Source organism: Pseudoalteromonas sp. CH_XMU1449-3 (assembly GCF_037027245.1).
Taxonomy (GTDB): Bacteria; Pseudomonadota; Gammaproteobacteria; order Enterobacterales; family Alteromonadaceae; genus Pseudoalteromonas; species Pseudoalteromonas shioyasakiensis.
On sequence record NZ_JAYMDY010000002.1, the window covers coordinates 160,411 to 172,370 of the forward strand.

General features: G+C 42.4%; 11 protein-coding genes. All 11 read right to left on the reverse strand.

Going from position 1 to position 11,960, the window contains the following annotated elements; genetic code table 11:
• Positions 1 to 5 precede the first annotated feature (5 nt).
• The 11 genes from WA256_RS03260 to rbfA all read right to left on the reverse strand — a co-directional run bounded on the left by WA256_RS03260 (position 6) and on the right by rbfA (position 11,960).
• On the reverse strand, positions 6 to 275 hold the full coding sequence (locus tag WA256_RS03260) for a K+/H+ antiporter subunit F (RefSeq protein WP_054553164.1): 270 nt from the start codon (positions 273 to 275) through the stop codon (positions 6 to 8).
• A complete protein-coding gene (locus WA256_RS03265) occupies positions 269 to 805 on the reverse strand; it encodes a Na+/H+ antiporter subunit E (protein ID WP_054553165.1) in 537 nt (178 codons plus the stop codon). The genes WA256_RS03260 and WA256_RS03265 overlap by 7 nt, the downstream gene beginning before the upstream one ends.
• Positions 805 to 2,322 (reverse strand): monovalent cation/H+ antiporter subunit D, encoded by a 1,518-nt coding sequence (locus tag WA256_RS03270; RefSeq protein WP_055021721.1) that lies wholly within the window; start codon positions 2,320 to 2,322, stop codon positions 805 to 807. Before WA256_RS03270 ends, WA256_RS03265 begins: the two co-directional genes overlap by 1 nt.
• Positions 2,319 to 2,663: a Na+/H+ antiporter subunit C gene (locus WA256_RS03275; protein ID WP_054553167.1), complete on the reverse strand. Its 345-nt coding sequence runs from the start codon at positions 2,661 to 2,663 to the stop codon at positions 2,319 to 2,321. Before WA256_RS03275 ends, WA256_RS03270 begins: the two co-directional genes overlap by 4 nt.
• Entirely contained in the window at positions 2,663 to 5,455 is a 2,793-nt protein-coding gene (locus WA256_RS03280; RefSeq protein ID WP_335988984.1) for a monovalent cation/H+ antiporter subunit A, read from the reverse strand. Before WA256_RS03280 ends, WA256_RS03275 begins: the two co-directional genes overlap by 1 nt.
• A 211-nt stretch (positions 5,456 to 5,666) precedes the next feature.
• Positions 5,667 to 6,869 carry a hypothetical protein gene (locus WA256_RS03285; RefSeq protein ID WP_335988986.1) on the reverse strand — a complete coding sequence of 401 codons (1,203 nt, stop codon included), beginning with the start codon at positions 6,867 to 6,869 and terminating at the stop codon, positions 5,667 to 5,669.
• Positions 6,853 to 7,731 carry a lipoprotein NlpI gene (gene nlpI, locus WA256_RS03290; protein WP_054553170.1) on the reverse strand — a complete coding sequence of 293 codons (879 nt, stop codon included), beginning with the start codon at positions 7,729 to 7,731 and terminating at the stop codon, positions 6,853 to 6,855. Before nlpI ends, WA256_RS03285 begins: the two co-directional genes overlap by 17 nt.
• 128 nt (positions 7,732 to 7,859) lie before the next feature.
• Positions 7,860 to 9,989: a polyribonucleotide nucleotidyltransferase gene (gene pnp, locus WA256_RS03295; RefSeq protein WP_054562096.1), complete on the reverse strand. Its 2,130-nt coding sequence runs from the start codon at positions 9,987 to 9,989 to the stop codon at positions 7,860 to 7,862.
• A gap of 242 nt (positions 9,990 to 10,231) precedes the next feature.
• Positions 10,232 to 10,501, reverse strand: coding sequence for a 30S ribosomal protein S15 (rpsO, locus tag WA256_RS03300; RefSeq protein ID WP_054553172.1), 270 nt, complete (start codon positions 10,499 to 10,501; stop codon positions 10,232 to 10,234).
• Positions 10,502 to 10,611: 110 nt separating this feature from the next.
• On the reverse strand, positions 10,612 to 11,556 hold the full coding sequence (truB, locus tag WA256_RS03305) for a tRNA pseudouridine(55) synthase TruB (protein ID WP_054553173.1): 945 nt from the start codon (positions 11,554 to 11,556) through the stop codon (positions 10,612 to 10,614).
• Positions 11,556 to 11,960, reverse strand: a complete 405-nt coding sequence (rbfA, locus tag WA256_RS03310; RefSeq protein WP_054553174.1) for a 30S ribosome-binding factor RbfA — start codon at positions 11,958 to 11,960, stop codon at positions 11,556 to 11,558. Before rbfA ends, truB begins: the two co-directional genes overlap by 1 nt.

Here is an 11,960-nt window from a genome sequence, read left to right on the forward strand (position 1 = left end):
TTACCTTATTCAATAATATCGCCACGCAGCAGGTATTTACATACAGCTACAGTGCTAACAAAGCCAAGCATGGCGATTAATAATGCGGCTTCAAAATATAAATCGGTGCCCATGCTCATGCCATACAGAATAATTAAAGCAATGGTATTTATGAACATAGTATCTAAAGCCAATATACGATCAGGTACCGACGGCCCAACAATTAAACGCCATAGGTTTAACAATAAAGATATAGCGATCATTGCAAAAACAATTAGAAAAACGGTATCTAGCATCGAAAAATCTCCTTAAGCGGTGCTTCGTAGCGCTGCTTAATAGTATTAATTAACGCTTGTTCATCAGCTAAATCGAGTACATGGATCAATAAGTAGCGCTGCTGAATTTCTTCGCCCTCTTCGAGTGACTCAGGAATAGGATAAACCTCTGCGCTCACTGTACCTGGTGTTAAAGATACTGTGCTGGCCAAAATAGTGATTGGCATTTCATGACTTAAATCCAATGGTACTTTGATAAAACCTGGGCGTAACTTTTTCGTTGGCCCAAGGATCAACAGGGCTACTTGTAAGTTGGCAGTGACAATATCGTACAGCACTAACAATAAGTGCCTAAACGCAAGACCCGGCCTTACAATAAGAGGCTGTGGATCACGAAATGGGAATGTAATCCACGGAATAGTAATAGCAAAAAATGCAGCTAAAAACAGGTGACCTGGCGACACACTATTATTTAACAACAGCCATACAATGAATAATAAAACACTGCGAAATGGTGTTGGCAACCAACGAAAGCGAGCTTCTAAACGCATTATTGGCCTCCTTGTAGTACAGCGTTGATGCTAGTGTTGATATCAAACAACTGCTCTGATGTTGCTAACATATAGTCTGAAATCGGTCCTGCAAATACAACCATTAATGGTGAACACGCAAGTAATGCAACTACAGCTATCACTTTAACAGGGTGTGCTTTAGTACCTTCAATTGCTTCACTGTCTTTATGAGTGTGATCCCAAAATAAGCTGGTACCAGCTCGTGAAACAGCCACTAATAACGCTAAACTCGAAACTAGATATATTGGCCAAAACAACATGGCTTTTTCGCTATCTAGCGTGCTCTTTAAAATCCATACCTTGCCGACAAAGCCAGATAACGGTGGCATACCAACAACAGCAAGTGCAGCCACTACAAAACAGGTGCCAAGTAAATATGGCTGTGCAACGGCGCGCCCTGCGACTAATCGGTCGGCAACTTTACCACGTTGCTGAGCAATTAAATCCGCAATTAAGAATAGTGCAGCGCAAATAATGGTTGAATGCACTAAGTAGTAAAGTAATGCCGCGGTTGCAGAGACATTCTGAATCGCAACCAATGCCACTAAAGTACCCACAGATACAACCACCAGATTCGCAATAAGCTTTCTAAAATCTTGACTCGCTAATACACCAATACCACCCATCACTATGGTCGCTAGTGCTAAGCCCCATAACCAAGGCTGTGCCATGTGAGCGAGTTCGCCAGCATTATCACCAAATATTACGGTATACACGCGCAACATGGCATACACACCGACCTTGGTCATAATCGCGAATAATGCAGCAACTAATGGCATTGCACTGGCGTAGGTATTCGGTAGCCATAAATGTAACGGTAATAACGCGCCTTTTAACGCAAATACTACGATTAACAGCAAGCCACCAATTTTAGCAAGGTATACATCGTCACCCGTCAGCTGTGGTACTTTTTGCGCTAAATCAGCAATGTTCAATGTGCCTAACACACCATAAAGTACACCCAGCGCAATTAAGAATACGCTTGAACCAATCAGGTTTAAAATGACGTACTGCAGTGCAGCTCGGGTACTATGTTTGTTGCCGGCATGCATCAATAATGAATACGAAGCAATCAACAGCACTTCAAAAAATACGAACAGGTTAAATACATCGCCAGTTAAAAAGGCGCCATTTACACCTAACACTAAAAAGTGCACTAACGGATGGAAAAAGCTCCCTTTTTTATCATCGCCTGCACAGCTATAAAGCACCACAACTGCACCAAGGAAACTGGTAAGTAGCACTAGTAGCGTTGCTAGCCTATCGGCAACCAGCACAATACCAAATGGTGCAGACCAATCACCAATTGCGTAAACAAGCGGTGCGGTACTATTTACGTGAAATAATAAATAAGCACTGACCAATAGTGTGACAATCGACAAAATAACCGACGAAACACGACGAATATGTAAGTTTTTTCCACATGGCGGCATGAGTAAAATAACCCCTGCCAACATCGGAATTAAAATTGGTAAAGAAGCTAAATGCTGAATCATTTTTGCTCCTTCGATGACTTAACAAGATGGCCATCAACATGGTCATTACCCAAGTCAGCACGACCACGAATCGCTAAAATAACCACAAAAGCGGTCATCGCAAAGCCAATTACAATGGCTGTTAAAACCAGCGCTTGAGGGAGTGGATCGGCATACTCACTGCCTGTACCAAGTACAGCCGCTTTGTTAATAGTTAAACGACCTGAAGAGAATAAAAACAGGTTAACTGCATACGACAACATAGTCAGGCCGAGTACCACCGGGAAGGTACGAGCCCGCAATATTAAGTAAATTCCGCATGCAACCAGCACGCCGACGCATGATGCGTACAATACTTCCATTAAATATTTACCTCTTGCTTGGGTGTATCAGCAGTTAATTTACCTAAACTTGCTAAAATCATCAGCGTTGCACCTACAACAGTTAAATACACACCTAAATCAAATACGATAGCACTAGCAAGTTCTGTCTTGCCGACTAGCGGAATATCAAAATAATCAAACCAGGTTGTTAGGAATGGACGTTCGAAGAACCAACTTCCAAGACCTGTAAACAATGCAATAGCAATACCTGACGCAATAATCTTACGATAATTCACGTCAAATCTGTCTGCAATCCAGTGCGAACCATTAGCCATATATTGCAAAATAAATGCAATCGCGGTAACTAGTCCTGCAATAAAACCACCACCTGGTAAGTTATGACCACGTAAGAAAATATACGCAGACACAAGTAATGCCAGTGGTAACAAGCTTTGTGAAATACTCGATAATAGAATTGGGTAACGCTCTCTTGCCCATGGGCGCCCTTCACTATCACTTGCTGGCATAAACAGCGGCAAGTTAATAAGAAGCTTATAAATACCTAATGCAGCAATACCTAGTACGGTAATTTCACCTAAGGTATCAAAACCCCTAAAGTCAACGAGGATTACGTTTACAACGTTAGTACCACCACCGCCAGTTTTTGCATTGGCAACAAAGAAGTCAGAAATTGACTCAAGTGGTCTTGTCAGAAGTGCATAACAAATACTCGCCACAACCACACCAATTGCCGATGAGATACCCAAGTCACGCAGAATACGCAGTGAGCTTGATTCTTTCGGAGTACGCTGTGGTAAAAAGAACAGTGCAAGCATCAGTAGCATTACGGTGACAACTTCAACCGTTAACTGAGTCAGCGCTAAATCTGGCGCCGAGAATCGAGTAAATGCAACAGATACCATCAGGCCTACGATTGAAATCATAATCAAAGATATCATTCGTGAGCGGTGCCAAATAACCGTTGCCAGCGCACCTATTATTAGTAAGCCAGCACCAATAGCATTATGGAAATCGATTGGCGTTAACTCACTTGCTCCTGCTAACTGGCGCATTTCAAATAAAGGCCAGCCCGCACACATAAGCACCACAGCAATCATTACAAAGGCATAGCGCTGTAACGAGCCATTTTCGATTCGTTTAATCTTTTCTTGTGACCATTTAATTAAGCTATATAAGCCACGCTCAAAGCCTTTTTTAGCATTTAAAGTTGGCAATGAAGCTTGGAAGTGGAACAGGTGCTTACGCTGCACATAAATCATCACACCCACGCTTGTTGCAATAAAGCTCATTAACAGGGGTAAATTAAAGCCATGCCATACAGATAGCTTATAATCTGGGGCTGCATCGCCAAGCACTGCATAAGACGCCGAAGCTAAAATATCACTTACTGCAAAGTGCGGGAACATACCGACGAGTAAACACAGCACAACCAAAATTTCGATTGGTACACGCATATAGCGTGGTGGCTCATGAGGCTGTTTTGGCAAATCGATTGGGTCGCCGTTAAAAAACACGTCGTGAATAAAGCGTGCTGAATACGCGACTGATAGCGCACCAGCAATAGTCGCTAACACTGGAATTAACCAAGACATAGAGCCAAGCACTTGCTGATGCAGTGTTTCGGCAAAGAACATCTCTTTCGACAAGAAACCATTTAACAGTGGCACGCCCGCCATGGCTGCCGCTGCCACCATAGCAAGTGTGGCGGTATACGGCATAAATCGCCACATACCATTAAGTTTACGCATATCACGGGTGCCAGTTTCATGGTCAATGATACCCGTTGCCATAAATAACGACGCTTTAAAGGTTGCGTGGTTAATGATGTGGAAGATAGCAGCCACTGTAGCAAGCTCAGTGTCTAAGCCAAGCAGTAAGGTAATTAAACCTAAATGGCTGATTGTTGAATACGCCAGCAAGCCTTTTAAATCATGCTTAAATAACGCGATATAAGCGCCAACCAATAAAGTCGCTAGACCCGTCATTGCCACTAAGATAAACCAAGTATCTGTGCCTGATAGCGCTGGATAAAAACGCGCTAATAAAAAGATACCTGCTTTAACCATGGTTGCAGAGTGCAAGTAGGCACTGACTGGTGTCGGTGCCGCCATCGCATGTGGTAACCAAAAATGAAATGGAAATTGTGCAGATTTAGTAAATGCACCTAAAAGCACTAATACCAGCGCAGCTTCATAAAGTGCATGAGATTGAATAAGCGCTTTGTTTGCTAAAATTACATCAAGATTATAGCTACCAACAATATCACCAATTAGTAATAAGCCTGCAAGTAACGCAAGACCACCGGCACCGGTAATAGCTAGTGCCATACGTGCGCCTTTGCGAGCTTCTGACTTATGCCACCAATAGCTAATCAATAAGAACGAGCTAATACTGGTGAGCTCCCAGAAAAACCACAGCTGGATGACATTATTCGACATCACGATGCCGACCATTGCGGTCATAAAGAGCATTAAATAGCAGTATAGCTTTGGCATTGAGTCGCTACTACTCAAGTAATAACGCGCATAAAAAATCACCAGGGTACCGATACCCAAGATCATATATAGAAAAAGTAACGTTAAACCATCAAGTCGAAACGAGACTTGCATGTTTAAAAGAGGGATCCACTCAGCAGTGTAGCGAATTGTTTCACCAGAAAAGACTGCAGGGGTATACGAAAATACAATTCCAAGGGCAATCAAAGGCGCTAACATGGTCAAAGCAGTGCTTTGGTTACGTGTTAGTTTTGAAGTGCAGGATGAAATAACACTGCCGATTAAGGATAACAGGGGTATCCAGAGCAAAGTCATAATTAGGAGCCTTTTAGTGTCATAAGAATATCAATACCGCTCTAGTTTTAATTAGTTGCGTACTGTTCATTTGGATGGTTAAAAGTTGGCTTCAAAAAAAGCTTACAATGCGTATAGTTATACTGATCAGGTGCTATTTTGTCTATAGGAGACACACCTATTTGCACAACATTTAACCGCTTTGCATACTAAAATAGCAATAAATAGACGATTAGTCAGAAAATTTCTGCTCTTTGGAAGCTGTTGTAAACACTGGCTTTAAGCCTAAAAAGGCAAAATATTCAGAAAACCGAATCGGCTTTGTTAAGGGCTGGTTAATTTGTTTTTGCCAAAGCTCACGGTATTGCTCAGACAAGCTCATTGTTTGGTACTGCATAATCGACCAATTAGGGCTTGGTTTATAGGCTAACTGATTGCTACAAGCGATACTTTTTTGCCAGCCTTTTGGTGGGGAAACCTTATTTGCAATAAACAGATTTGGCGCAACCAGCCCCTGTTGCTTACACAGCCACTGTTGTTTTTGCTCTGCTAAAACATACTCATCTTCAAAGCCATTAAAATGCATTAGCTCATGTAAAAATACCGCATAAGATTGCGATGAATTGATATGCATAATCCCGCCAAGCACATTAGCAGCCCCTTGTTTTGACATCATCACAATAAAGTCAAAACCTTCAGGCCATGGATGCGCTGCTGCATTTTGCCAGTTACACTTAAGCGCCCCACTACTATCATCACAGCTAAACTTATCGGCAACATAAACAACGTCAGTAAAACAAAAGCTGCCTTTTGCAGGCTCAGGCGCTTTACTGTATTGCTGCTTATACTGCTTTAAAGTATCAATGCCCTTGTAATGATCTGTCATCATTAAAACATTAAATTGGCACTGACTACTTGCTTGTATACTTGATGTTGATAAGGCTAATTGCTGTTGCTGCGCATAAGCTGGGTCAATTTGAGCTGGCGGCATTTGCTGTTGCAACAGCCAAGCTTGCTTGGCATTTCCCTCAGGTAACTTGCCAGCTTTACCTAGGTAACTTATATCGAGCCACTGGTTTGCTCTGACTAGCTGCTCCGCTAAGGTTTGTTGCTGAGCTGAATTGAATGTAGCAAAGTAAGGCTGCCACCATAATTTTGCTGCGGTGTAATCATGTTGCAGCAAAAATCTGAGCGCAAGTTGATACGCAGCATTACTATCATTAAGCCTTGCTAACTGACGAAGCTGTGAGTTACTCAGCACTAAATGCTGCAAATTAATGGCACTGGGTGCTAAATAATAGATAGCTGTTGCTTGTGAAGGAGTAGTATTTGCGTAATAAGCATAAGCGGGAATAAAACGAGACACTGAGCTTGGTACGAAACCCAAGCTCAGTAATAGAATAGCAGTAAAAGAAACCTTAGCTTGCGTTTTCACCAGCCATTAACTCAAGCTCTAAACGGGCATATTTGTATTCAACAAACTCATGCACATTGGTGGCAAGGGCAAGTCTAAAGTAATCGGCAGCAAGGTAGTTATCACCCGCCGCTTGATGCATTTTAGCTAGGTAGAAATAAGCTTCGCATAAGCGATGCGCATACTCTTGCTCTGAAGTTACACCTTCAATAATGCCAGATAAAAACTCAAACTCACTGATGTCACCTAAATAAAGTGCCAACAGTTGGTAACCCCATTGAGACTCATCAACACCCTGCGAGTTAGCTTTTAAATCAACTAAGGCCTGCGCTTTATCAGCTTCTGATTGAGCTAAATAAAGCCATAGCACACGATAAGGATCGCTTGGTGAACGATTTAAAAACTGCTGTAAATCATCTTGTGCAAGTGATGGACGGTCACCATAGTAAAGGGCAATACCACGATTTAAATAGGCATACTCATGTTGCTCGTTAAGCTCAAGTGCCGAATCAAAAAACTCATAAGCTTGTTCATACTGCTGCATTAGTGTGTGATGAATACCTAAGAAGTTATACACTTCTGCTAGGTCTGGTTTGAGCTTAATCGCACGGTTAAAGTCAATACGCGCCAAGGTCGACATACCTAAGCTGTCAAATAATACACCGCGATCATAATAAAGTTTGGCTTGTTGCTCTGCACTTAAATCAGCACGATTTAGTAGTTCAGAATAGCGAGCAATCGTAATTTCGTTACGAAAATCAGGTGCTAATGGTGCAGTAAAAGGCACATTAACAATAGGGACTGACTCAGGTTGTGAAGTTGTTTGACATGCACTTAAAGAAAAAATAGCCACAGCGGTCAATGCTAAGTGTTTAAAAATCATTAAATTCCTTAATACCTGAATTCTCTGTAGACAAAGGCGAAGCGGATAGGTTTCATTAAAGCATAAAAAAAGGGGCTAAACAGCCCCTTTTTCTTATATCCAGCAAATAACTGGTTATTCAATCATCATTAAGCGTCTTTAGACTCTTCTGCTTTTTCTTCAGCAGCTGGTTCCATTGCTTCTTTGATGCTTAGACGTACACGACCTTGGCGATCTACTTCAAGAACTTTAACTTTAACTTCTTGGCCTTCGCTTAGGTGGTCAGTTACGTTGTTAACACGCTCTGTGCTGATTTGTGAAATGTGCACTAGACCGTCTTTACCCGGAAGGATATTAACGAACGCACCAAAGTCAACGATACGTACAACTTTACCAGTGTAGATAGTACCTACTTCTAGTTCAGCAGTTAATTGCTCGATACGCTTGATTGCATCGTTTGCGCTGATGCCGTCAGTTGCAGCGATCTTGATTGTACCGTCATCTTCGATTTCAATCGTTGTACCAGTTTCTTCAGTAAGTTGACGGATAGTTGCGCCACCTTTACCGATAACTTCAGCAATTTTCTTCGCAGGGATTTGCATTGTGTAGATGCGTGGTGCGAATTGAGATAACTCTTCAGAAGGTGCTGCAATCGCTTCGTCCATAACACCTAAGATGTGTAGACGTGCTGCTTTCGCTTGTTTAAGAGCGATTTGCATGATTTCTTTAGTGATACCTTCGATCTTGATATCCATTTGTAGTGCTGTGATACCGTTTGAAGTACCCGCTACTTTAAAGTCCATGTCACCTAAGTGATCTTCATCACCTAAGATATCTGAAAGAACAACGAAATCGTCGCCTTCTTTAACTAGACCCATCGCGATACCAGCAACAGATGCTTTAATTGGAACACCTGCGTTCATAAGTGCTAGTGACGTACCACATACTGATGCCATAGACGATGAACCGTTTGATTCAGTGATTTCTGAAACAACACGGATTGAGTATGGGAAGTCAGTAAGTGTAGGTAGTACCGCAGCAATACCACGCTTAGCTAGGTTACCGTGACCAATTTCACGACGCTTAGGAGAGCCTACAAAACCTGTTTCACCTACACAGAACGGAGGGAAGTTGTAGTGAAGCATGAAGTGATGCTTGTTAGTACCTGTTAAGTCGTCAATTAACTGTGAATCACGCTCAGTACCAAGCGTTGCAGTTACAAGTGCTTGCGTCTCACCACGCGTGAAGATTGCAGAACCGTGAGTACGAGGTAAAACACCCGTCATTACGTCTAGTGCACGAACCATATCTGGTTCACGACCATCGATACGTTTTTCACCAGCGATGATACGGCCACGAACGATTTCTTTTTCTAAAGAACCGAATAGTTTGCCAACTTCTTGCGTATCTAGCTCTTCGCCTTCAGCAAGTTCAGCTGTTAATGTAGCAACAACTTCTTCTTTCGCTGCACCTAGTGCTTCTTTACGCGCTACTTTGTCAGTGATGCGGTATGCTTCACCTACTTTATCAGCAGCAATTGCAGAGATTTTCTCAGCAAGTGTTACGTTTTTCTCTGGTGCAGTCCAATCCCAAGCTGGTTTACCCGCTTCAGCTTTGAACTCGTTGATTGCGTTGATGATAGCTTGAGATTGCTCATGACCATAAACAACCGCACCTAACATTACGTCTTCAGATAGTGTTTCAGCTTCTGATTCAACCATAAGTACTGCGTTATCAGTACCAGCAACAACTAGGTCTAATTGGCTTTCTTCAAGCTCAGCTAGTGTTGGGTTAAGTACGTATTCACCGTTGATGAAACCAACACGTGATGCACCGATAGGACCATTGAATGGAATACCAGAGATAGCAAGTGCTGCTGAAGTACCAATCATAGCAACCATGTCAGGTTGGATTTCTGGGTTAACAGAAACAACTGTCGCGATTACTTGTACTTCGTTTACGAAACCATCTGGGAAAAGTGGACGGATTGGACGGTCGATTAGACGAGCGATAAGTGTTTCGCCATCGTTAGGACGACCTTCACGCTTAAGGAAACCACCAGGGATACGACCTGCAGCGTACATACGCTCTTGGTAGTTAACTGTTAGTGGGAAGAAGTCTTGACCTGGTTGTGCATCACGCTTACCAACAACAGTAACTAATACTGAAGTGTCGCCAATGCTTGCTAGTACTGCGCCGTCAGCTTGACGAGCGATAGCACCAGTTTCTAGAGTCACAGTGTGTTGACCTAGTTGAAATTCTTTAATAATTGCTTGCACTTAAAAATGTCCTTTAAATGTAAAAGCAACTCAGAGCTGTGCTCCGAATTGGTAAAAAATAGTCCATCAAAGTACCAATTACAGTACTTAATTGTGCTTATGAAAACACGATTAAGTACTACAATTGGCAATGATGTTTTTTGATATCTAAGCAGTATCCACTACCTAGGTGTGCGCTAGTATACCTTTCATGCGCGCACAAAAAAAGGGGCTAAATAGCCCCTTTTCTCGTAATCTAGTTCTTAGCGACGTAGGCCAAGCTCTTGGATTAACGCAGTGTAACGTGCAATGTCTTTACCTTTAAGGTAGTCAAGCAGTTTACGGCGTTGGCTTACTTTGCGAAGAAGACCACGACGTGAGTGGAAGTCGTGCTTGTGGCTAGCAAAGTGACCTTGAAGCTTGTTGATATCGAAAGTTAGAAGTGCAACTTGTACTTCAGGTGAACCAGTGTCGCCTTCAGCGCGTGCAAATTTAGCGATGATTTCAACTTTTTCTTGATTGCTTAGTGACATAGTAACTCCAAAAATTAATTTAAATTGTGTTTTAGCCGATCACTAATTCAGCCAAAACGATTGAGCGGGGCGTATTCTACCCAGCTTTGCTAATAACTACAAGGTAATCTTTACTCAGGCAGTTGATTTGATAAGCCACGCTTTGATTTTAAGTGACCGTCTTTATGACGCTCACCGGTACCAATGAACACCCCATCAGCCATTACCTTTACCACACCATCTGGTACAGGCTTACCAATCACGACTGTTTGACCATGACTAAATGCCACGCCCTGCTCTTGAGTAATCTCAATCACAGGTAAATCAACCAAAGCAGTATCCATTGGCAATAGTAGCTCATCTAGGTAGCTTGAAGGCGCAACATCGTCTGCTTTTGCTTGCTGTAGCTTTTCTTCAAGTTGCTCAAGAGTGACCATTTTCTCACTTGGATAATGGCCAACTGCACTGCGATGTAACATGATGACATGCGCACCACAGCCAAGCTTTTCACCTAAGTCGTCAACAATAGTACGAATATAAGTGCCTTTAGACACATGTGCCGTCATTTGTACTTCGTTATTAGCTTCATCAAACTCATCAAGCGTTAAACTAAATACATTAATTTTTCGACACTTACGTGGTACTTCGATACCTTCGCGGGCATATTTATACAAAGGCTGACCTTGGTATTTTAGCGCAGAGTACATCGAAGGGTATTGATCCGACTCACCTAAGAAACTGGCAATTTGCTCAGCTAATTGTTCACGGGTGACCGATACGTCACGCGTTTCAACCACTTCACCATCTGAATCAGAGGTCGTGGTTCGCTCACCAAGTTTGGCGCGTACAACATAGGTTTTGTCAGTATCAAGCAAGAACTGGGTAAACTTAGTCGCTTCACCAAAACAAATAGGCAGCATACCCGTCGCGAGCGGATCAAGCGCACCAGTGTGGCCTGCTTTTTGAGCAAAGTAAATTCCCTTTGCTTGCTGCAATGCTTTGTTTGATGAAATACCTTGCGGCTTATTAAGTAATAAGATGCCGTCAATAGCACGACCTTTACTGCGTCTAGCCATTAGTCTTTAGTGCCTTCTTCGCTGTCATCTTCGTCTACATGCTTGGCATTGTCTTCACGAATAACTGAATCAACCAAGTTTGAAATACGCATACCTTCCATAAGCGAGTTATCGATCACAAAACGTAACTCAGGCATGATGCGCGCACGAATACGTTTACCTAATAAAGAACGAATATAACCCGTTGCTTCATTTAAGATTTTAGCGCTTTGCTTGGCTTTATCTTCATCATCAGTATTAAACACTGTGATAAATACTTTTGCGTAAGATAAGTCGCGAGATACCTCAACCGCAGACACTGTCACCATGCCTAAGCGTGGATCTTTGATTTCGCGTTGCAGAATAACAGCAATCTCTTTTTGAATTTGCTGTGCAACACGATCAGTGCGAGAAAATTCTCTCAT

Excerpts from the sequence above, each read along its gene's own strand:
- WA256_RS03280 (WP_335988984.1), bottom strand. The coding sequence starts at position 5,455 with ATGACTTTGCTCTGGATACCCCTGTTATCCTTAATCGGCAGTGTTATT.
- truB (WP_054553173.1), bottom strand. The coding sequence starts at position 11,556 with ATGGCTAGACGCAGTAAAGGTCGTGCTATTGACGGCATCTTATTACTT.
- rpsO (WP_054553172.1), bottom strand. The coding sequence starts at position 10,501 with ATGTCACTAAGCAATCAAGAAAAAGTTGAAATCATCGCTAAATTTGCA.
- WA256_RS03275 (WP_054553167.1), bottom strand. The coding sequence starts at position 2,663 with ATGGAAGTATTGTACGCATCATGCGTCGGCGTGCTGGTTGCATGCGGA.
- WA256_RS03265 (WP_054553165.1), bottom strand. The coding sequence starts at position 805 with ATGCGTTTAGAAGCTCGCTTTCGTTGGTTGCCAACACCATTTCGCAGT.
- rbfA (WP_054553174.1), bottom strand. The coding sequence starts at position 11,960 with ATGAGAGAATTTTCTCGCACTGATCGTGTTGCACAGCAAATTCAAAAA.
- WA256_RS03270 (WP_055021721.1), bottom strand. The coding sequence starts at position 2,322 with ATGATTCAGCATTTAGCTTCTTTACCAATTTTAATTCCGATGTTGGCA.
- WA256_RS03260 (WP_054553164.1), bottom strand. The coding sequence starts at position 275 with ATGCTAGATACCGTTTTTCTAATTGTTTTTGCAATGATCGCTATATCT.
- nlpI (WP_054553170.1), bottom strand. The coding sequence starts at position 7,731 with ATGATTTTTAAACACTTAGCATTGACCGCTGTGGCTATTTTTTCTTTA.